This window comes from Cellulomonas uda, from assembly GCF_006538705.1.
GTDB classification, from domain to species: domain Bacteria; phylum Actinomycetota; class Actinomycetes; order Actinomycetales; family Cellulomonadaceae; genus Cellulomonas; species Cellulomonas uda.
Window position 1 is genome coordinate 22850 of sequence record NZ_BJLP01000023.1, and the last position, 20214, is coordinate 43063.

Annotated in this window: 17 protein-coding genes; 11 read left to right on the forward strand and 6 right to left on the reverse strand. The window is 74.1% G+C overall.

Annotation, left to right across the window (positions count from 1 at the left end):
- The first annotated feature begins 193 nt into the window (after positions 1–193).
- From leuA to CUD01_RS08180, 5 genes are all read left to right on the forward strand, one after another.
- A complete protein-coding gene (gene leuA, locus CUD01_RS08160; RefSeq protein WP_141320160.1) occupies positions 194–1987 on the forward strand; it encodes a 2-isopropylmalate synthase in 1794 nt (597 codons plus the stop codon).
- A 66-nt stretch (positions 1988–2053) separates the two neighbouring features.
- Positions 2054–2785 carry a DNA repair protein RecO gene (gene recO, locus CUD01_RS08165; RefSeq protein WP_141320162.1) on the forward strand — a complete coding sequence of 244 codons (732 nt, stop codon included), beginning with the start codon at positions 2054–2056 and terminating at the stop codon, positions 2783–2785.
- Between the two features lie 34 nt (positions 2786–2819).
- Positions 2820–3611, forward strand: a complete 792-nt coding sequence (locus tag CUD01_RS08170; RefSeq protein ID WP_141320164.1) for an isoprenyl transferase — start codon at positions 2820–2822, stop codon at positions 3609–3611.
- 125 nt (positions 3612–3736) lie between these two features.
- On the forward strand, positions 3737–4444 hold the full coding sequence (locus CUD01_RS08175) for an ABC transporter ATP-binding protein (RefSeq protein WP_141320166.1): 708 nt from the start codon (positions 3737–3739) through the stop codon (positions 4442–4444).
- Complete coding sequence (locus tag CUD01_RS08180; RefSeq protein WP_166771983.1) at positions 4441–5049, forward strand: FtsX-like permease family protein; 609 nt, start codon at positions 4441–4443, stop codon at positions 5047–5049. Before CUD01_RS08175 ends, CUD01_RS08180 begins: the two co-directional genes overlap by 4 nt.
- Here the strand turns inward: CUD01_RS08180 and CUD01_RS08185 are convergent.
- Positions 5009–6709 carry a bifunctional NAD(P)/FAD-dependent oxidoreductase/class I SAM-dependent methyltransferase gene (locus tag CUD01_RS08185; RefSeq protein ID WP_141320170.1) on the reverse strand — a complete coding sequence of 567 codons (1701 nt, stop codon included), beginning with the start codon at positions 6707–6709 and terminating at the stop codon, positions 5009–5011. The two genes, CUD01_RS08180 and CUD01_RS08185, sit on opposite strands and share 41 nt — an antisense overlap.
- Positions 6710–6795: 86 nt before the next feature.
- Between CUD01_RS08185 and CUD01_RS08190 the strand changes: the two genes are divergently transcribed.
- From CUD01_RS08190 to CUD01_RS08200, 3 genes are all read left to right on the forward strand, one after another.
- Entirely contained in the window at positions 6796–7389 is a 594-nt protein-coding gene (locus tag CUD01_RS08190) for a helix-turn-helix domain-containing protein (RefSeq protein WP_371860771.1), read from the forward strand.
- A gap of 39 nt (positions 7390–7428) precedes the next feature.
- The gene (locus CUD01_RS08195) at positions 7429–7779 is read left to right on the forward strand and encodes a VOC family protein (RefSeq protein ID WP_141320174.1); all 351 of its coding nucleotides are present in this window, start codon (positions 7429–7431) and stop codon (positions 7777–7779) included.
- A 172-nt stretch (positions 7780–7951) separates the two neighbouring features.
- Complete coding sequence (locus CUD01_RS08200) at positions 7952–9337, forward strand: glycine--tRNA ligase (protein ID WP_094180334.1); 1386 nt, start codon at positions 7952–7954, stop codon at positions 9335–9337.
- 326 nt (positions 9338–9663) lie between these two features.
- Here the strand turns inward: CUD01_RS08200 and CUD01_RS08205 are convergent, their stop codons facing one another.
- Positions 9664–11262, reverse strand: coding sequence for a hypothetical protein (locus CUD01_RS08205; RefSeq protein WP_141320176.1), 1599 nt, complete (start codon positions 11260–11262; stop codon positions 9664–9666).
- Positions 11259–11840 carry a SigE family RNA polymerase sigma factor gene (locus CUD01_RS08210; protein WP_094182223.1) on the reverse strand — a complete coding sequence of 194 codons (582 nt, stop codon included), beginning with the start codon at positions 11838–11840 and terminating at the stop codon, positions 11259–11261. Before CUD01_RS08210 ends, CUD01_RS08205 begins: the two co-directional genes overlap by 4 nt.
- Before the next feature lie 90 nt (positions 11841–11930).
- Here CUD01_RS08210 and dusB point away from each other — a divergent pair, with 90 nt between their 5' ends.
- Positions 11931–13109, forward strand: a complete 1179-nt coding sequence (gene dusB, locus CUD01_RS08215) for a tRNA dihydrouridine synthase DusB (RefSeq protein WP_371860772.1) — start codon at positions 11931–11933, stop codon at positions 13107–13109.
- A gap of 27 nt (positions 13110–13136) precedes the next feature.
- Here dusB and CUD01_RS08220 read toward each other — a convergent pair whose 3' ends face one another.
- The gene (locus CUD01_RS08220) at positions 13137–14045 is read right to left on the reverse strand and encodes a carbohydrate kinase family protein (protein ID WP_141320180.1); all 909 of its coding nucleotides are present in this window, start codon (positions 14043–14045) and stop codon (positions 13137–13139) included.
- A gap of 106 nt (positions 14046–14151) precedes the next feature.
- Here CUD01_RS08220 and CUD01_RS08225 point away from each other — a divergent pair, with 106 nt between their 5' ends.
- Positions 14152–15627: an alpha-amylase gene (locus tag CUD01_RS08225; RefSeq protein ID WP_141320182.1), complete on the forward strand. Its 1476-nt coding sequence runs from the start codon at positions 14152–14154 to the stop codon at positions 15625–15627.
- 73 nt (positions 15628–15700) lie between these two features.
- Here CUD01_RS08225 and CUD01_RS08230 read toward each other — a convergent pair whose 3' ends face one another.
- Positions 15701–17416 carry a glycoside hydrolase family 13 protein gene (locus CUD01_RS08230; RefSeq protein ID WP_141320184.1) on the reverse strand — a complete coding sequence of 572 codons (1716 nt, stop codon included), beginning with the start codon at positions 17414–17416 and terminating at the stop codon, positions 15701–15703.
- Between the two features lie 150 nt (positions 17417–17566).
- Positions 17567–18628 (reverse strand): LacI family DNA-binding transcriptional regulator, encoded by a 1062-nt coding sequence (locus CUD01_RS08235; protein WP_141320186.1) that lies wholly within the window; start codon positions 18626–18628, stop codon positions 17567–17569.
- A gap of 244 nt (positions 18629–18872) precedes the next feature.
- Here CUD01_RS08235 and CUD01_RS08240 point away from each other — a divergent pair, with 244 nt between their 5' ends.
- Entirely contained in the window at positions 18873–20132 is a 1260-nt protein-coding gene (locus CUD01_RS08240; protein ID WP_141320188.1) for a sugar ABC transporter substrate-binding protein, read from the forward strand.
- Positions 20133–20214: the final 82 nt, after the last annotated feature.

Consider the following 20214-nt stretch of genomic DNA (forward strand, 5'->3'; position numbering starts at 1 on the left):
GACCGGGGCGTGAGCGGGGTTTGCGGACCCCGCCGGGCGGGGGAGTAAGGTGACCGACGTGCTGAGCACCACACGCGTGAGCCTCCTCCTTCGGTGCCGCGGCGGGGCCTTCTAGGCCGGATCCCTGCCGCGGTGTCGTGATGCGCCGGCTGACCACTCGCCGAGTCGAACCACCGAAGGAGCAGGTCCCCTCATGAGCGTCACCCCTACGGGCGCGAGCTACCAGCAGACGAGCCCCCAGAAGCCCTCGGGCATGCCGGTCCACAAGTACCGGCCGTTCCACGAGCAGATCCGCGTCGACCTGCCGGACCGCACGTGGCCGGACGCGCGCATCACGAAGGCCCCGCGCTGGTGCGCGGTCGACCTGCGCGACGGCAACCAGGCGCTGATCGAGCCGATGAACCCGGCCCGCAAGCTCGAGATGTTCGAGCTGCTGGTGGACATGGGCTACAAGGAGATCGAGGTCGGCTTCCCGGCGGCGTCGCAGACGGACTTCGACTTCGTCCGGATGCTCATCGAGGAGAACCGGATCCCCGACGACGTGGTGATCCAGGTGCTGACGCAGTCGCGCGAGCACCTGATCGAGCGCACGTACGAGGCGATCGCGGGTGCGAAGCAGGCGATCGTCCACCTGTACAACTCGACGTCGACGCTGCAGCGGGACGTGGTGTTCCGGTCCGACGAGGACGGCATCGTCGACATCGCGGTCTCGGGTGCGCGGTTCTGCAAGAAGTACGAGGAGCTGGTCCCGGACACCGAGGTCTACTACGAGTACTCCCCGGAGTCGTACACGGGCACCGAGCTGGAGTTCGCGGTGCGGATCTGCAACGCGGTGCTCGAGGAGTGGCAGCCGACGCCCGACCGGCCCGTCATCGTCAACCTGCCGGCGACGGTCGAGATGGCCACGCCCAACGTGTACGCGGACTCGATCGAGTGGATGAGCCGCAACCTGCGCTTCCGGGAGTCGGTGGTGCTGAGCCTGCACCCGCACAACGACCGCGGCACGGCCGTGGCGGCCGCGGAGCTGGGCTACATGGCGGGTGCCGACCGCATCGAGGGCTGCCTGTTCGGCAACGGCGAGCGCACGGGCAACGTGTGCCTGGTGACGCTCGGCATGAACCTGTTCAGCCAGGGGGTGGACCCGGAGATCGACTTCTCCGACATGGACCGCATCCGGCGCACGGTCGAGCGCTGCAACCAGCTGCCGGTGGGCGAGCGCCACCCGTACGGCGGCGACCTGGTCTTCACCGCGTTCTCGGGCTCGCACCAGGACGCGATCAAGAAGGGCCTGGACGCGCTCGAGTCGCGTGCCGAGGCGCTGGGCCGCACGGTCGACGACGTGGTGTGGGCCGTGCCGTACCTGCCGATCGACCCGAAGGACGTCGGCCGCTCGTACGAGGCGATCATCCGCGTCAACTCGCAGTCCGGGAAGGGCGGCATCAGCTACCTGATGAAGTCCGAGAAGGACCTGGACCTGCCGCGCCGGCTGCAGATCGAGTTCTCGCAGGTGGTGCAGCGGCACACGGACCAGCACGGCACCGAGGTCACGGCGGACGACCTGTGGCGCATCTTCGTCGACGAGTACCTGCCCGTGGAGGCCGCGAAGGTCGCGACGCCCGCGCAGGAGTTCGGCGGCCTCGTCCCCTGGGGCCGGTTCTCGCTGCAGGGCACGCGCGCGACGAGCGCGCAGGACGGCCCGGACACGCTCTCGGTCGACCTCGTCGACCGCGGGCAGGTCCGCACGCTCGAGGGCTCGGGCAACGGTCCGGTCGCGGCGTTCGTCGCCGCGCTGAAGCAGGTCGGCGTCGACGTCGCGGTGCTCGACTACGCGGAGCACGCCCTGTCCTCGGGCGGCGACGCGACGGCCGCGGCCTACGTCGAGCTCGCGATCGGCGACGAGATCCTGTGGGGCGTCGGCATCGACCCGTCGATCACGACGGCGTCGCTCAAGGCCATCGTCTCGGCGATCAACCGCCACCTGCGCTGAGCCCGCCGAGGGCCTTCTCCCCGCGCCGTCCGCCCGAGCGTGGGCGGCGTGGGGGAGGATGGCCCGGTGAGCCTCTACCGCGACGAGGCGATCGTGCTGCGCACCCACAAGCTGGGTGAGGCGGACCGGATCGTCACGCTCCTGACCCGCCAGCACGGCAAGGTGCGTGCGGTCGGCAAGGGCGTGCGCCGCACGACCTCACGGTTCGGCTCACGCCTCGAGCCGTTCATGCACGTCGACCTGCAGCTCTCGACGGGTCGCAACCTCGACATCGTGACGCAGGCGGAGACGTTGGGCCCGTACGGCCGGCCGATCGCCGAGGACTACGCGCTGTACACGGTCGGCACCGTGATGCTCGAGACCGCCGAGCGGCTCGTGGAGGCCGAGCACGAGCCGGCGCTCCAGCAGTACTGGCTGCTCGTCGGCGCGGTCCGTGCGCTCGCGACGCGCGAGCACACGCCGGGACTCGTGCTCGACTCCTACCTGCTGCGCGCGCTCGCGGTCGCGGGCTGGGCACCGAGCTTCGCGGACTGCGCGCGCTGCGGCGAGCCGGGCCCGCACCACGCGTTCAACGTCCAGTCGGGCGGCGCGGTGTGCGCGCGGTGCCGGCCCCCGGGCTCGGCGTCGCCGGCTCCCGAGACGTTCGCGCTGCTCGCGGCGCTCATCTCGGGCGACTGGGTGGTCGCCGACGCGAGCGCGGAACGACACCGAGGCGAGGCCGCGGGCCTCGTCGCGGCGTTCAGCCAGTTCCACCTCGAGCGGCGTCTGCGCTCGCTGCCGCACGTCGAGCGGGTGTAGCAGGCGTCCCGCACGCGGTCCCGCGGGCGGCACAATGGCGGACGTGTCGACGAGCGTGCAGCCCCCGTTCCCGCACCCCTCGGGTGCGCGGCCCCCCGCCATCCCGCGTCAGTTCGTGCCGCGGCACGTCGCGGTCGTCATGGACGGCAACGGCCGCTGGGCGAACGCCCGCGGGCTGAGCCGCATCGAGGGGCACAAGGCGGGCGAGGCGTCGCTGCTCGACGTGGTGGCGGGAGCGATCGAGATCGGCGTCGAGTACGTCTCGGCGTACGCGTTCTCCACGGAGAACTGGAACCGCTCGCCCGAGGAGGTGCGCTTCCTCATGGGCTTCAACCGCGACGTGATCCGGCGGCGGCGCGACGAGATGGCGTCATGGGGCGTGCGCGTGCGGTGGGCCGGCCGGCGGCCGCGGCTGTGGCGTTCGGTGATCTCCGAGCTCGAGGAGGCGGAGCGACGCACGAAGGACAACACGGTCTGCACGCTGACGATGTGCGTCAACTACGGGGGGCGCGCCGAGATCGCCGACGCGGCCGCGGCGCTCGCGCGCGACGTGCAGGCGGGCCGGGTGAACCCGGACCGCGTGAACGAGAAGATGTTCGCCCGCTACCTCGACGAGCCCGACCTGCCGGACGTCGACCTCTTCGTGCGCTCGTCGGGCGAGCAGCGCACGTCGAACTTCCTCATCTGGCAGGCCGCGTACGCCGAGATGGTGTTCCTCGACGAGCCGTGGCCCGAGGTCGACCGCCGACACCTGTGGCGCGCGATCGAGGAGTACGCGCGCCGGGACCGCCGGTACGGGGGAGCGGTCGACCAGCCGAAGGTCTGACCGGGCGTATCCGCCGAGAGGATGACAACGTCTTGCGGCAGGACCGCCGAGGGTCGCACGCGAGCCCGGTACGACGAGACCCGTGAGGGACGTCCGACGCGCGCGTCCGGCGCCAGGCTGGGCGCATGACCTCGACCGCCGCGCACCCGCTCCTCGAGATCACGACGCCCGGGCAGCCGCGTCTGGTCGCCCGTGGCCTCGTGAAGCGCCACGGCGCGACGACCGCGCTCGCGGGCGTCGACCTGGAGATCGGTGAGGAGGAGTCGCTCGCGCTCACGGGGCCGTCGGGCTCGGGCAAGTCGACGCTGCTGCACGTGCTCGCGGGCATCGTGACGCCCGACGAGGGCACGGTGGCGCTGCGCGGCCGACGTGTGGAGGGCATGTCGGAGCGCGAGCGTGCGCTGCTGCGGCGTGGGCGGTTCGGGTTCGTGTTCCAGCACGGGCAGCTGCTGTCCGAGCTGTCGGCGCTCGAGAACGTCGCGCTCGCGGCGATGCTCGACGGGGAGCCACGCGCCTATGCGGAGGGGCTGGCGGCGCAGTGGCTCGCGCGTCTCGGCCTGGCCGGCGACCAAGGTCGCCGGCCGGGCGAGATGTCCGGCGGCCAGGTGCAGCGCGTCGCGGTCGCGCGAGCGCTCGTGACGCGCCCGGACGTCGTCTTCGCGGACGAGCCGGCGGGCCTGCTCGACGAGGCGACGAGCCGCGAGGTCCTGCGCGTCCTGGTCGACTCGACGCGTGCGATCGGCGCGTCGCTCGTCGTCGTCACGCGCGACCCGCTGGTCGCCGGGTGGTGCGACCGCCGGGTCGAGCTGCGCGACGGGCGGCTCGACCCGTGAACCCCGTCCTGGCGCTCGGGCCGCGGCTGCGCCGCGCCGAGGGGCGCGACGGCCGGGTGCGGACGGGCGTCGCGGTGGCCGCGTCCGCGCTGACGACCGTCCTCACGACGAGCGTGCTCGCCGTGACCCTCGCGTTCGCGCAGCGCGCCGCGCACCCGGCCGCGGCGTCGGGGCTCGACCACCCGCAGGTGCGGCTCGCGTCCGCCGCGACCGTGCTGCTCGCCGTCGCGCTCGTGGTGCTCGGCGCCGCCACGGCCCGGCTGGGTGCCGGCCGCCGCGACGAGCGGCTCACCACGCTGCGTCTGCTGGGCGCGACGCCGCACGAGGTGCTCGGGCTCACCGCGGTGGAGTCGGCGTCGCACGGGCTGGTGGGTGCGGTGCTCGGGTCGCTGCTGTACGGCGCGCTGCTGCCCGTGTGGGCCGCCGTGGCGCCACCGGGCGCGTTCACGGTCGCGGAGCTGTGGGTCGGCCCGTCGTCGCTGGCGCTCGTGGGTGCGGGCGTGGTGCTGCTCGCGGCGGTGAGCGGCGTGGTGACCGTGCGTCGCACGCTCGTCGGGCCGCCGGTCAGGCGCGTCGCGCTCGCAGCACCGCGTCGTGCACCGTGACGGTCTCGCCCTCGCGCGTGGTCGCGTGACGCGGGACGGCGAGCGCGACCTCGACCGTCCATGCCGCGTCGAGCGCGAGCAGCTCGTCGCGCACCTCGTCCGCCCCGGGGAACATCGACGGGTCGTCGGGCAGCCCCACCGGCGCGGCGAGGTCGAGCGCGTGGTGCTGCACGAGCAGGAGCGTCCCGCCGGGTGCGACGAGCCGGGCCGCGCGCGCGACGTGCCCGCGTCGGGCCTGCGGCGCGAGGTGCAGGAAGTGTGACGTGACCAGGTCGAACGTCGACCCGCCGTCGAGCGCCCGCTCGTCCGGCGTCGCGAGGTCCGCCTGCACCCAGCGCACGTCCACCCCGGCCTGCTGGGCCGCACGGGCACCGCGCTCCAGCGCGGTCGCGGCGAAGTCGACGGCCGTGACGCGCCAGCCGCGCTGCGCGAGCCACACCGCGTCGCGGCCCTCGCCCGCCCCCAGGTCCAGCGCGGTGCCCGGGGTCAGGTGTGCCGTCTGGGCGACGAGCGCGGCGTTGGGCTGCCCGCTCCACACCGCGGGCGCGGTGCCGTAGCGCTCCTCCCAGCCGTGCGCGTCGAGCGACCACGCGGACGTCGCGTCGGGCCCCGAGGTGAGCCCGCGCCACCGGCCGACGGCCTCGCGGGCGTCCAGCTCGACCAGCTCGGCGTTGAGCATCCCGGCGACGGTGGCGCCCTGCGCGGCCGAGACCAGCACGGTCGCGGCGGGGTCGGACACGTTGCCCGCCACGCGCACGCCCGGCACTCCGGTCCCGCCCCAGGCGTCCGTGGGCACGGCGCGGGCCACGACGACACCGGCGTGCTCGACGGGCTCCGCACGCAGCCCGAGCGGCGCGAGGTGCTCGTCGTCCGCCTCGAGCAGCGTGCGCACGACCAGCGCGTCGGCGGCGAGCGTCTCGCCCGCGTCTGACCGCACGCCGGTCAGCCGGTCGTCGGTCACGACGAGCCCGGCGAGCCGTCCGAGCGCGACGCGCACGCCCCGTGCGGCGAGCCGTGCCGCCTCGTCGGCGGGCAGCGCGGCGTCCGGGCGCAGCAGCGTGACGCGCGGCGTCCACTGCCGCCACAGCAGCGCGGCGTGGACGCCGAGCGGACCCTCGGCGGCGACGACGACGCGCCCGTCGCCGACCTCCCAGCCGTGGCAGTACGGGCAGTGCAGGACGTCCCGCCCCCACCGCTGCGCGAGGCCCGGGACGTCGGGCAGCGCGTCACGGCCGCCCGTGGCGCTGACGACCGCGCGCGCCGCGAGCCGCGTGCCGCCCTCGAGCGTCACGACGAACGCGCCGAGCTCGCCCTCGACGGCCGTCACGCGCCCCGGCAGCACCTCGCCGCCGTAGCCGAGCACCTCGTCGCGACCGTGCGCGAGCAGCGCGCGCGGGGCGGCGCCGTCGCGCGTGAGGAAGCCGTGCGCGTGCGCGGCGGGTGCGTTGCGCGGTGCGCCCGCGTCGACGACGAGTACGCGCCGCCGGGCGCGGGACAGCACGAGGGCCGCGGCGAGGCCGGCGGGACCGCCGCCTGCGACGACGACGTCCCAGGGTCGGTCGGCGGCGGGCGGGTCAGGCGTCGGTGGGGTGGGCCGCGCCGCGGGGGCGTCCTGGGCGGGCTCGTCGTGGCGGTGGCCGTGCGTGCGCTCGTGCGTCATGGTGTGCTCCTCGCGGTCGTGGTGTGCTGTCCGCACCGTCCCGCGTCCGCGGTTGGGGTAGCAAGGATCGTTGCCGGACTGGCAACATGGCGCGCATGACGGACGACGTGCTCTCGGGGGTCGGGCCCCGGCTGCGTGCGCTGCGCCAGCGCAGGGACCTCACCCTCGCCGCGGTCGCGGAGGAGACGGGCATCTCGATCAGCACGCTCTCGCGTCTCGAGGCGGGCCAGCGCCGCCCGACGCTCGAGCTGCTGCTCCCGCTCGCACGGCTGCACCGCGTGGCGCTCGACGACCTCGTCGGCGCACCCGAGTCGCGCGACCCGCGCGTGCACGCGACGCCGATCCACCGGCGCGGGCGCACGTACGTGCCCCTCACGCGCCGTCCCGGCGGGATGCGCGCGTACAAGGTGGTGCTCCCGCCCGAGCCGGGCCCGCCCGGCGAGCTGCAGGTGCACGAGGGGCACGAGTGGGTCTACGTCCTGACGGGACGGCTGCGCCTGCTGCTGGGCGACCGTGACCTGGTGCTCGCCGAGGGCGAGGTCGCCGAGTTCGACACCCGGACGCCCCACGCGCTGCTCAACCCCGGGCCCGGACCGACCGAGCTGCTCACGCTGTTCGGTCCGCAGGGCGAGCGCATGCACGTGCGTGCCCGGACCCGGCGGGTCGACGACGCGTCCTGACCCGGCTTGCGTGTCGGCGCCCGGCCCTACGGTGTGCGCATGGCACTCATGGTGGAGATGGTCACGTTCGACTCGACGGACCCGCACGCGCTCGCCGTGTGGTGGGCGCGCCGGCTGGGCGGCACCGTCCAGGGCGAGCCCGACGCCTGGTTCGTCGTGGTGACGGACGTGCGCGGCGTGCAGCAGCTCGGGTTCCAGCGCGTCGAGAGCCCGACGCCGGGCAAGAACCGCGTGCACCTCGACCTGCAGGCGCCGGACGTGGCGGCCGAGGTCGAGCGGCTCGTCGCCGACGGTGCGACGCTCGTCGCCCGGCACGCGGAACAGGGCCTGTCGTGGACCGTGCTCGCCGACCCGGACGGGAACCAGTTCTGCGTCTCGCAGCACGCCTGAGCGCCGCGTCGCCCCACGCGCGCGGGGGCGCCCGGCCTGGGTCCTGCGGTACCCGGACGGGCGCGTCGGGCCGGTAGCCTGGGCGGGCTCCGCGGCGCACGTGCACCGCGGACGTCACCCATCCGGCTCACGGCACCCAGCCGCGGGCACCGAGCACCAGGAGAGCACCGCCGTGGCAGCACCCTCGCGTCTGGATTCCGTCGTCTCCCTCGCCAAGCGGCGCGGGTTCGTGTTCCCGAGCGGCGAGATCTACGGCGGTACGCGCTCCGCCTGGGACTACGGACCGCTGGGAGTCGAGCTCAAGGAGAACATCAAGCGCCAGTGGTGGCGTGCGATGGTCACGAGCCGCGAGGACATCGTCGGCCTCGACTCGTCGGTCATCCTGCCGCGTCAGGTGTGGGTCGCGTCGGGCCACGTCGGTGTGTTCACCGACCCGCTGACCGAGTGCCTGAGCTGCCACAAGCGCTTCCGCGAGGACCAGCTGCTCGAGGAGTTCGAGGAGCGCAAGGGCCGCGCGCCCGAGGGCGGCCTCGCGGGCGTGCCGTGCCCGAGCTGCGGCACCAAGGGCGAGTGGACCGAGCCGCGCGACTTCAACATGATGCTCAAGACGTACCTCGGCCCGGTCGAGGACGAGTCCGGCCTGCACTACCTGCGGCCCGAGACCGCGCAGGGCATCTTCGTGAACTTCAAGAACGTCTACACCGCGGCGCGCATGAAGCCCCCGTTCGGCATCGGCCAGATCGGCAAGTCCTTCCGCAACGAGATCACGCCCGGCAACTTCATCTTCCGCACGCGCGAGTTCGAGCAGATGGAGATGGAGTTCTTCGTCGAGCCCGGCACCGACGAGACCTGGCACCAGTACTGGATCGACTACCGCACGGACTGGTACGTCGACCTGGGCATCGACCGGGACAACCTGCGGCACTACGAGCACCCGGCCGAGAAGCTGTCCCACTACTCGAAGCGGACGGTCGACATCGAGTACCGGTTCGGCTTCCAGGGCAGCGAGTGGGGCGAGCTCGAGGGCATCGCCAACCGCACCGACTTCGACCTGTCGACGCACACGGAGCACTCGGGACAGGACCTGTCGTTCTTCGACCAGGCCAAGAACGAGCGGTACGTGCCCTACGTCATCGAGCCCGCCGCGGGACTGACGCGCTCGCTCATGGCGTTCCTCGTCGAGGCGTACGCCGAGGACGAGGCGCCCAACACCAAGGGTGGGGTCGACACGCGCGTCGTGCTCAAGCTCGACCCGCGCCTCGCGCCCGTCAAGGCGGCCGTGCTGCCGCTGTCCCGCAACGAGCAGCTCTCGCCCAAGGCCCGGGACCTCGCGGCCGAGCTGCGCAAGAGCTGGAACGTCGACTTCGACGACGCCGGCGCGATCGGCCGTCGCTACCGTCGCCAGGACGAGATCGGCACGCCGTTCTGCATCACGGTCGACTTCGACACGCTCGACGACCAGGCCGTGACCATCCGCCACCGCGACGACATGTCGCAGGAGCGCGTGGCGCTCGACCAGGTGACGTCCTACCTCGCCCCGCGTCTTCTGGGCGCCTGACGTCCAAGTCCCGCGGCCGCACGCACGGCGAGGCCCGTCCCCGGTCGGGGACGGGCCTCGCCGCGAGCTAGCGGGTCACTGCAGGACCTCGCGCGCGAGGTCCTCCATCCACTGCTCGCTCTCCTCGACCTCGCAGGTCGCGTCCGGGCCCCGGGAGCCGCAGCTGGTCATCTCGTAGGTCCCGCCGGTGGGCCGGGCTCCGGCCCGCGGTGGTCGTCGGACGTGGACGTCAGCGGCATCGTGGTCACACCGTAGAGAACGCAGCAACCCCGTCCGGTGTTGAGTCCCGACCGTGCCCGACCCGACCGGGAACGGTCGGGTCGCGGTCAGCCGTCCGCGTCGGTGGTCCCGGTCCGCACGCCGCGTGCGGCGAGCTCGGCCAGCAGCGAGGCGCCGCCGTCCGGCTGCGCCTCGAGGCACTCCGCGGGCACGCCGGTGCACAGGCCACCGGTGTCGAGCACGTCGGCCGTCGACCCGCCGCCCAGGTGCAGGACCAGCGGAGCGGCACCGGGTCCGTCGGCGCGCGTCACGCTGCCGAGCGCGACCATGTACAGCCGGGCTCCCGTGCCGGTGGGGTCCTCGAAGGTCGGGACCTCGAGCGCGTGCACGGTGCGCCCGTCGTCGTCGCGGATGCCGTCCGGGAACCAGAGCAGCACGTCGGCCCGGGGCATCCACCGGGGGACGACGCCCGTGACGAGCCGCACGTCGTCCGTACCCCAGCGTGCTGCGCCGGGGTAGGACGAGCCCGCGGCGAGGCGTTCGGCGGTGTCGTCGTCCGACCACGTGACGGGTAGCCGGATCTCGGTGCCCGCGACTCGCGCGACCACGCCGCGGCCGGGTCGGTCGCCGTCCGGACCCCCGGCGGCGAGCAGGTCGGCGGGGGTGGCGCGGGCGAGGCTCACGGTGCGCTCGACCGTCGCGACGACCGAGACGGGCACGCGGACCCCGGTGTCCCAGCCCGCACCCGTCGAACGGGCGAGCGCGGTCGTGGCGCGCACGCCGGGCGCGAGGTCGATGACGGAGGCGGCCGCGTCGCGCGGCTCGGCGCGGATGGCGGCGACCGCGTCGGCGAGGCCGGGCACCTCGTCGACGTCCGGGCACTGCTCGGGGCCCGCCCCGTCGCACGGCACCGGGACGACGTCCCCGTCGGAGTCGACCAGGAGGACCCCGGACCGGCCCAGGCGCATCCGGGCCGCAACGGAGTAGTCGCCGAGCGCGGCGGCCAGCAGCTGGCCGTCGGGTGCGGCGAACGTCGGCAGCTCGACCACCGTGGTGGCGCCGCCGGTCACCGCGAACCCGGTCGTGCTCCACAGCAGCACGTGGGGCTCCCGGAGGTCCTGGGGGAGGACCACGAGCTCGGTCCACTCGCCGGTGTCGAGCTCGCCCGAGAACCGCAGGCCCTCGGTGGCGGGGGCGCTGCCCCAGGTCCACGTCCCGCCGCCCGTGCCTTCCGCGCTGCCGGCGGCGACGCCCGTGTAGTAGGCGGCGGCCTCCTGCTCGCCGTCGGACTCGTGGCCGACCGTGAGCACGAGCTCGCGCTCGTCCGAGCTGAGGCCGAGGTCGACCTGCCACTGCGCGTCCCCGGCGAGGGGCACCGAGTGGCGTTGCGGGGCGCGCGGCGCGCCGACCCGGTTGACCGCGAGCAGCCCCTGCGCGACCTCGACGACGTGGTCGTCGCCCAGGGGCAGCGCGATCTGCGTCGGCGGCTGCGCGGGACGCGGCTCGGCGGTGCGGTCGGCCAGGTCGACGACCACGGTCGCGGCGAGCGCGACCGCGAGCACGCCGCCGGCGACGCGCGTCGCCGTGCGCCGCCGGACGTGCCGGTGCGCCGCGTGCAGCAGCGCGTCGCGGTCCAGCGACATGGGCGGGGTCGCCTGCGCGGCGCGCGCGGCGAGGTCCGGGTCCGGACGCAGCTCGGCGCTCATCGGGCCTCCTCCTGGTGCGTGGCGAGCGCGGCGCGCAACGTCGCGAGCCCGCGGGACGCGGTGGACTTCACGGTGCCGACGCTCACACCGAGCTCGGCGGCGACCTCGGCCTCGGGCATGCCGATCATGTGCCGCAGCACGACGATGCGTCGCTGCCGCGGGCTGAGCAGCGCGAGCGCGCGGGCGAGCTGGTCGCGGTCCTCGGTGCGGGCGTGCACGTCGTTGCGCGCGCGCTCCGGCAGGTCCTCGGGCGCGGTGAGCACCTCGCGGCGACGTCGTCGCCACGTGTCGACGCGCAGGTTCGCCAGGACGCGCCGCGCGTACGCGAGCGGGTCCTGCGCGCGGTGCCACGCGGCGTAGGTGCGCACGAGTGCCTGCTGGGTCAGCTCCTCGGCGCGGTGGGCGTCCCCGCACAGCAGCCAGGCGGTACGCAGCAGGTCGTCCCCGTGCTCGGCGACGAACGCGCTGAACTGCTCGTCCGTCGCGCTGCGGGTCCGGGCTGCGCGCGGGCGCGGGGCGACGACCGTGAGCTGCTCGACGCGGACGGTGCCGTCCTCGTCGCGTGTCCCGGCTGTCATGGTGGTCACACCGTAGGAGACGCACGAGCGTGCGCGAAGGTTGAGTGCCGGGCGTCACGTCGCGGCGATGGGAGGATGGGGCGCGTGACTGTGACGAACGAGGCGACCACTCGCGCGGCGGGGGCGGTGCTCCCGCCGCTGCGGATCGGCCCCCTGCAGGTCGACACGCCCGTCGTCCTCGCGCCGATGGCGGGCGTGACCAACGCGGCGTTCCGCCGCCTGTGCCGCGAGCAGGGTGCGGGGCTGTACGTCGCGGAGATGGTGACGAGCCGCGCGCTCGTCGAGCGTGGTGAGGAGTCGCTGCGGATCATCCAGCACGAGCCCGACGAGCGGCCGCGGTCGGTGCAGCTGTACGGCGTCGACCCGGGCACGGTCGAGGCGGCGGTGCACATGATCGTCTCGGAGGACCGCGCGGACCACGTGGACCTCAACTTCGGGTGCCCGGTCGCGAAGGTCACGCGCCGCGGCGGCGGCTCCGCGCTGCCGTGGAAGCGCGGGCTGTTCCAGGACATCGTCACGCGGGCCGTGCGTGCCGCGCGGCCGTACGGGGTGCCTGTGACGGTCAAGATGCGCAAGGGCATCGACGACGACCACCTGACGTACCTCGAGGCGGGCCTCGTGGCGCAGGACGCGGGTGTCGCGGCGGTCGCGCTGCACGCGCGCACCGCGGCGGAGTACTACTCGGGCACGGCGGACTGGGAGGCGATCGCGCGGCTCAAGCAGACGGTCACGGACGTCCCGGTGCTCGGCAACGGGGACATCTGGTCCGCGCAGGACGCGCTGACGATGGTCGAGCAGACAGGGTGCGACGGCGTGGTCGTCGGACGCGGCTGCCAGGGGCGGCCGTGGCTGTTCGCGGACCTCGCGGCCGCGTTCGCGGGGTCCGACGAGCGGGTGCGGCCGGGGCTGCGGGAGGTGGCGCACACGGTGCGCCGGCACGCCGAGCTCATGGTGGAGCACTTCCGCGACGAGTCGAAGGCGCTGCGCGAGATGCGCAAGCACATGGCGTGGTACTTCAAGGGCTACGTGGTGGGTGGCGACCTGCGCGCGCGGTTCGGCCTCGTGAGCTCGCTGGCCGAGCTCGACGACCTGATCGCGCTGCTCGACCTGGACCAGCCCTACCCCGGCGAGCCCGCCGAGGGTCAGCGCGGCCGGGCGGGCTCGCCCAAGAAGGTCGTGCTGCCGTACGGCTGGCTCGACTCGCGTGACCTGTCCGACGACTTCCGCCGCGAGCTGCACGAAGCCGAGCTCGGCGTCTCCGGGGGCTGACCCCGCTCCGCGCGGCGGGGTGGGACCTCACTCGACGCGCGCGACCCGCACCGTCGCGGCGAGCCGGACCACGTCCTGCACGGTGGCGTGCGGTGCGCCGAGCCCGACGTGCGTGACGGCGAGCCCCGCGGTCGCGGCGGCCTCGGCGAGCGTCTGCGCGCGTGGCTCTCCCGCGAGCACGGCGCGCAGCAGCCCGGCGAGGAACGCGTCACCGGCGCCCTCGGCGTCGAGCACCGGTCCGACGTCGGCCGGCCCGACCTCCCACCAGCCGTCCGCGTCGCGCGCGATGGCCCCGCGGGCGCCGCGCGTGCAGACCGCGAGCGACGCGCCGCCCGCGACCGCCGCGGACAGGTATGCGCCCGGGTCGGCGAGCCGCGCGTCGGACACCAGCAGGACGTCCGCGGCCGCGACGAACGCGCGCTGGTGGTCGCCGACGCCGTCGTCGTCGTGCACGTCGCACCACACCGGGACGTGCGCGGCGCGCGCGACGCTCAGGAGCTCGCGCGAGGACGTGGCCAGGTCGAGGACCGCGGCGTCGGCGGAGCGCACGAGGTCACGCAGCGCGTCGTCCGCCGGGGGAGCGGTGGGCAGCTCGAGGTAGACGGAGAGCCGGTCGCCGTCGTCGGAGACGAGGTTGACGTGCCGCTCGGTGCGGCCCGCGACCGCCGGCCGGCTGAGCACCGTGAGCGGCGCCGCGCCCGCGCGCGGCCGGAGCGCGGTCAGGACCCGCTCCGCGTGCTCGTCGTCGCCGAGGGTGGTGGCGAGCGTGGTGGGCACGCCGAGCGCGGCGAGGGTGCGGGCCTTGCCGGCGGACGTGCCGCCGAGGCCGTCGTGGTGCGCGGAGGCCAGCACCATGTGCGGGACGGGCTCGGGGAGCTCGGCCACCCGGACGACGGTGTTCCAGGTGGCAGGGCCGTTCACGACGACGTGGGTCACGCACGCAACCTACTGCGCTGGACCCGTACCCTGGAAGCGCGCGACGAAAATTGCTGCAACGGCTTGCAGCACGCGCAGACCTGACGACGACGACCTGGTGGTGACGATGACGCACCTCGCACGCCGCGCGCGCCGCGGCTCGGCCGCACTCGCGGCCCTGCTCCTCCTGCCCGCCGCGCTCGGCGCGTGCTCGGACGACCCCCCCGACCCCGCCACGCAGCCCGCGTCGGACGGCAGCGGGCACGACGTCGGCGTGCAGCTCTTCCAGTGGACGTGGGACGCGATCGCGCAGGAGTGCTCCACGACGCTCGGGCCCGCGGGGTACGCGTGGGTGCTCACCTCACCGCCCAACGAGCACATCACCGGCGAGCCCTGGTGGACGTCGTACCAGCCCGTCAGCTACCGCCTCGAGTCGCGGCTCGGCACGCGCGAGCAGTTCGCGTCCATGGTCGACGCGTGCCACGAGGCGGGCGTCGACGTGCGCGTCGACGCCGTCGTCAACCACATGACGGGGCAGGACGTGCCCGGCACCGGCTGGGCCGGCTCGCCGTACGAGCACTACGAGTACCCCGGCACGTGGACGCCCGCGGACTTCCACCACTGCGGGCTGACGCCGGACGACGACATCGCGATGTACCTGGACCGCGCGCAGGTCCAGACGTGCGAGCTGCTGAACCTCGCGGACCTCGACACCGGCGCCGCCCACGTGCGCGAGCGCCTCGCGGCGTACCTGCAGGACCTCGTGGGCCTCGGGGTCGACGGCTTCCGCATCGACGCGGCCAAGCACATGGCGACCGAGGACGTCGCGGCGGTCGTCGCTGCCCTGCCCGACGACGTCGCCGTCATGCAGGAGGTCATCCGCGGCTCGGCGGAGCCGATCACGCCCGAGGAGTACACCCCGAACGGCCAGGTGTACGAGTTCACGTACGGCAAGGAGCTCGCCGGGGTCGTCGCGGGCTCGCCGGGGCTCGCGCTCGAGCTCGGCGAGTCGACCGCCCGGTACGTGCGGTCCGCCGACGCGGTCGCGTTCGTCGAGAACCACGACACCGAGCGCAACGGCTCCACGCTGTCCTACCGCGCCGGGACCGACGACGCGCTCGCGACCGTGCTGATGCTCGCCGGCACCTACGGCACGCCGCAGGTGTACTCGGGCTACGCGTTCGAGGACGTCGACGCGGGCCCGCGTCAGGACACCGACGGGCGGGTGCTCGACGCGACGTGCGCGCCGGACGTCGCGCCGGGCGACGACCTGGCCCCCGGCGACTGGGTCTGCCAGCACCGCTGGCCGCAGGTCGCGGGCATGGTGGGCTGGCGCGGCGTCGTGGGCGACGCGCCCGTCGTCGACACGTGGTCGCAGGGCGACGCCGTCGCGCTCGGGCGCGGACAGCGCGGGTTCGTCGTCGTGAACCTCGGCGACGACGAGCTGCGCGCGACGCTCGCGACCCGGCTGCCCGACGGCGAGTACTGCGACGTGCTCGCCGGGGCCGGGACGTGCGCGCCGACCCGGGTGCGTGACGGACGCGTCGACGTCGTCGTGCCCGCCGGGTCCGCGGTGGCGTGGGACGTGAGCCGCACGCGCTGACCGCGCCAAGACGACGAAGGGCCGGGTCCCGCGGACGTCTCCGCGAGGCCCGGCCCCGGCCGTCAGGCGTGCGTCAGGCGCGCACCCACACCGTGGTCTCCGGCTCGACGAGCAGCCCGCCGGAGGCGTCGCCCGAGACCGGGCCCGACGCGAGCAGCAGCTGCGTCGGCGCGGGCAGCACGACCGGCTCGGCCGACAGGTTCGCGACGACACGCACGTCCCGGTTGACCAGGTCCAGGACGTCGTCGTGCGACGCGTGCCAGGCCAGCCCGCCCGAGCCGAGCGCCTCGGCCTTGCGCAGCGCGAGCGCCGCGCGGTAGAGCTCGTACGTCGAGCCGGGCACACCCTGCTGCGCGTCCAGCGCGTACCGCGCCCACGACAGCGGCTGCGGCAGCCAGGCCGCACCCGTCGGCGAGAAGCCGAACGCGGGGGCGTCGGCCGACCAGGGCAGCGGCACGCGGCAGCCGTCGCGGCCGAGCTCGGCACCCTGCGTGCGGAAGAACGCGGGGTCCTGACGCGCGTCGTCGGGCAGCGCGGTGTGGTCCGGCAGGCCGAGCTCCTCGCCCTGGTAGACGTACGCCGAGCCGGGCAGGCCGAGCATGAGCAGCGTCGCGGCGCGTGCGCGGCGCAGGCCCAGCTCCTCGTCGGGCTGCTCGTCGCGCGCGCCGATGCCGTTCGGGCGCGAGCCCGGCACCGGCAGGCCCAGCCGGGAGGCGTGGCGCACCACGTCGTGGTTCGACAGCACCCACGTGGTGGGCGCGCCGACGGCGTCGCTCGCGGCGTACGACGCCGTGATGACGTCGCGCAGCGAGGGCGCGTGCCACAGCGTCGCGAGGAATGCGAAGTTGAACGCCTGCTGCATCTCGTCGGGGCGCACGTAGCGCGCGAGGCGGGACAGCGGCTCGACCCACGCCTCGGCGACGAGCGCGCGGTCGCCGTCGTACTCGGCGAGCACCCTGTTCCAGGCGCGGTAGATCTCGTGCACGCCCTCCTGGTCGAACATCGGGCCCTGGTTGCCGGACCCCGTGACCTCGTCGACGCGGTCGAGCGCCGACGTGTCCTCCGACCCCTCGATCATGGACACGTGCCCGTGCCAGTCGGGCAGGCCGGGTGCCTTGACCATCCCGTGCGCGACGTCGATGCGGAACCCGTCGACGCCGCGGTCCAGCCAGAACCGCAGGACGTCCTCGAACTCGGCGCGGACCTCGGGGTGCTCCCAGTCGAGGTCGGGCTGCTTGGAGTCGAACAGGTGCAGGTACCACTGGCCGTCCGGCACGCGCGTCCAGGCCGGGCCGCCGAAGATCGACTGCCAGTTGTTCGGAGGCAGCTCGCCGTGCTCGCCGCGGCCGTCGCGGAACAGGTACCGCTCGCGCGCGGGTGAGCCCGGGCCGGCCGCCAGCGCCTCGACGAACCACGCGTGCTCGTCGGACGTGTGGTTCGGCACCAGGTCGACGATCACGCGCAGCCCGAGGCCGTGCGCGGCCTCGAGCATGACGTCGAAGTCGGCGAGCGTGCCGAACAGGGGGTCGACGTCGCGGTAGTCCGCCACGTCGTAGCCCGCGTCGGCCTGCGGCGAGCGGTAGAACGGCGAGAGCCACACGGCGTCGACGCCGAGCTCGGCGAGGTGCGGCAGGCGCTCGGTGATGCCGGGCAGGTCGCCCACGCCGTCGCCCGTGCCGTCCGCGAACGAGCGCGGGTAGACCTGGTAGATGACGGCGTCGCGCCACCACTCGCCGTCGGGCGAGCCGGGTGCGTGGACGAGGGTCGGTCGGGTGTCGAGGGTGGTCACGCGGTGGTCTTTCTCTGGGGTCCGCGGGCGCGGACGTGCGGGGGTCGGCCGGGGGTGGCCGGGGACCGGGGGAGGCGGGGCTCGACGTCGTGCGCCGGTCCACGCAGCGAGCGCCGCGGGCCCGGTGACCGGGCCCGCGGCGCTCGCGGGTCAGCGGGTCGCTGCGGGCGCGAGCCCGACCGTGGCGGGTGCCGCACCCGTGGACCCGCGCACGATGAGCTCGGGGTGGAACTTGAGCTCGATGCGCGAGGCGGGGGTGCCGTTGATCTCGGCGACGAGCGCCGAGACCGCCGCGTGCCCCATCGCGAGCACGGGCTGGCGCACCGTGGTCAGGGGCGGGTCGGTGAACGCGATGAGCGGCGAGTCGTCGAACCCGACGACGGACAGGTCGTCCGGCACCTCGAGGCCGCGCGAGCGGGCGGCCCGGATCGCGCCGAGGGCCATGAGGTCGGAGCTGCAGACGACGGCCGTGTGGCCCGAGGCGATGAGCTCGAGCGCGGCGGCCTGGCCGCCCTCGACCGTGAACAGGGTCGAGACGATGTGGTTCTCGGCGTCGGTGAGGCCGAGGTGCCGGTTCAGGTTGTCGGCGAACGCGGCGCGCTTGCGCTGTGCGGGCACGAACCTGTCGGGGCCGATCGCGAGACCGATCGAGCGGTGGCCGAGCGACACGAGGTGCCGGAACGCGAGGTCGAGGGCTGCCTCGTCGTCGGTCGAGACGAACGGCGCGTCGACACCGGACGCGAACCCGTTGACGAGCACGATCGGCATACCCCGGCTGCGCAGCCGGTGGTAGCGCTCCTTGCTCGCGGAGGTGTCGGCGTGCAGGCCCGAGACGAACACGATGCCGGCGACGCCGTGCTCGAGCAGCATCTCGACGTACTGGTCCTCGGTGGTGCCGCCGGGTGACTGCGTGCACAGCAGCGGCGTGTAGCCGCGCTCGGTCAGCATCGACTCGATGACCTGCGCGAACGCGGGGAACACGGGGTTGGCGAGCTCGGGCACGACGAGGCCGACGAGGCCCGCGGAGCGGGTGCGCAGCTTCTCGGGGCGCTCGTAGCCGAGCACGTCGAGAGCGGCGAGCACCGCCTGGCGTGCCTGCGCCGACACGCCGTGCTTGCCGTTGAGGACACGGGACACGGTGGCGGTGCTGACACCGGCCTGTTCCGCAAGGTCCGTCAACCGCGTACGCACGGGAGGCAGCGTAGGGGACATGGGACCTCCTCGTCCTCGCCCATTCGGGTTCGTGGGTCTCTCCGGGTCGTTCGAGCAGCCATTCTGGACGTCTGGACGACCGTCTGAAACCGTTGCCTGAAAGTTACCGTAACGACTTGCAGGTCGCGTTGCAACGGGGTTAGCGTCGGCATCATCAGGCCAGAGCCGGTCGCAGGGGCCCGTCACAGCACGGTCGTCGCGTGGGCGTCTCTGGGCTACGCCACCCAAGATCAGGAGACACACGATGCGACGGAGCATCCCGGCCCTCGCGGCCGCGCTGGGGCTCGCACTTACCCTCACCGCGTGCGGCGGCAGCGGTGACGACGGTGCGAACGAGACCACGGAGCCGACGGCCGGCGCGGCCACCACCGAGCCCGCGCTCACCGGCACGCTCACGATGTGGGTCGACGAGACCCGCATCGACGTCATGAAGCCGATCGTCGAGGAGTTCCAGTCCGAGACCGGCGTCAAGGTCGACCTCGTGCAGAAGGTGTCGGGCGACATCCGCACCGACTTCGTCTCGCAGGTCCCGACCGGCCAGGGTCCCGACGTCATCATCGGCGCGCACGACTGGACCGGCGAGTTCGTCAACAACGGCGTCGTCGCCCCGATCCAGCTCGGCGCCAAGAGCGACGAGTTCGCGCCGTCCGCCGTGCAGGCGTTCACCTACGACGGCCAGGTCTACGGCGCCCCGTACGCGATCGAGAACATCGCGCTCGTCCGCAACAACAAGCTCGTCCCCGAGACCAAGGCGACGACGTTCGACGAGCTGGTCGCCGAGGGCAAGGCCGCCGGCGTCAAGTACCCGGTGCTCATCCAGCAGGGTGACCAGGGCGACGCGTACCACCTGTACCCGCTGCAGACCTCGTTCGACGCCCCGATCTTCGCCCAGACCGCGGACGGCTCGTACACCACCGACCTCGGCCTCGGCGGCGAGAACGGCGGGAAGTTCGCGACGTACCTGCAGAAGCTCGGCAAGGAGAAGGTCCTCGACCCGGCGCTCGGCGGCGACCAGGTCAAGGAGGCCTTCCTCAACGGCGAGTCGCCGTACATCGTGACCGGCCCCTGGTACGCGACCGAGTTCACCAAGGCCGGCCTCGACATCTCCGTCCTCCCCGTCCCGAGCGCGGGTGGCGCGGAGGCCAAGCCGTTCGTGGGCGTGCAGGGCGCGTTCATCTCGGCGAAGTCGGCCAACCCGGTCCTCGCGAACGAGTTCGTCGTGAACTACCTGACGACCGAGGCCGTCCAGTCGAAGCTGTTCGACCTGGGTGGCCGCATGCCGGCCCTGAAGGCCGCTGCGGCCAAGGTCGACGACCCGATCCTCCAGGGCTTCAACGAGGCCGGCGCGACCGGCGCCCCGATGCCGTCGATCCCCGAGATGGGCGCGATGTGGCAGTTCTGGGGCACCACGCAGGTGCAGATCATCGGCGGCCAGGCGACCGACCCCGTCGGCGCCTGGAACACGATGGTCAAGAACATGCAGGACGCGATCGACGCGGCGTGACCTGACCGGCCGCCCGCACCGCCACCCGGCGCGTGCGGGCGGCCGCCTCACGTGCCGTGACCCGGCACGTCCCGGACCCCGC

Bases quoted from the DNA above. Each gene is read 5' to 3' on its own strand.
- CUD01_RS08170 (WP_141320164.1), top strand. From the start codon at position 2,820: ATGGCGGACGTGTCGACGAGCGTGCAGCCCCCGTTCCCGCACCCCTCG.
- CUD01_RS08175 (WP_141320166.1), top strand. From the start codon at position 3,737: ATGACCTCGACCGCCGCGCACCCGCTCCTCGAGATCACGACGCCCGGG.
- leuA (WP_141320160.1), top strand. From the start codon at position 194: ATGAGCGTCACCCCTACGGGCGCGAGCTACCAGCAGACGAGCCCCCAG.
- CUD01_RS08195 (WP_141320174.1), top strand. From the start codon at position 7,429: ATGGCACTCATGGTGGAGATGGTCACGTTCGACTCGACGGACCCGCAC.
- CUD01_RS08190 (WP_371860771.1), top strand. From the start codon at position 6,796: ATGGCGCGCATGACGGACGACGTGCTCTCGGGGGTCGGGCCCCGGCTG.
- CUD01_RS08185 (WP_141320170.1), bottom strand. From the start codon at position 6,709: ATGACGCACGAGCGCACGCACGGCCACCGCCACGACGAGCCCGCCCAG.
- CUD01_RS08235 (WP_141320186.1), bottom strand. From the start codon at position 18,628: ATGTCCCCTACGCTGCCTCCCGTGCGTACGCGGTTGACGGACCTTGCG.
- CUD01_RS08225 (WP_141320182.1), top strand. From the start codon at position 14,152: ATGACGCACCTCGCACGCCGCGCGCGCCGCGGCTCGGCCGCACTCGCG.
- CUD01_RS08205 (WP_141320176.1), bottom strand. From the start codon at position 11,262: ATGAGCGCCGAGCTGCGTCCGGACCCGGACCTCGCCGCGCGCGCCGCG.
- CUD01_RS08240 (WP_141320188.1), top strand. From the start codon at position 18,873: ATGCGACGGAGCATCCCGGCCCTCGCGGCCGCGCTGGGGCTCGCACTT.
- CUD01_RS08210 (WP_094182223.1), bottom strand. From the start codon at position 11,840: ATGACAGCCGGGACACGCGACGAGGACGGCACCGTCCGCGTCGAGCAG.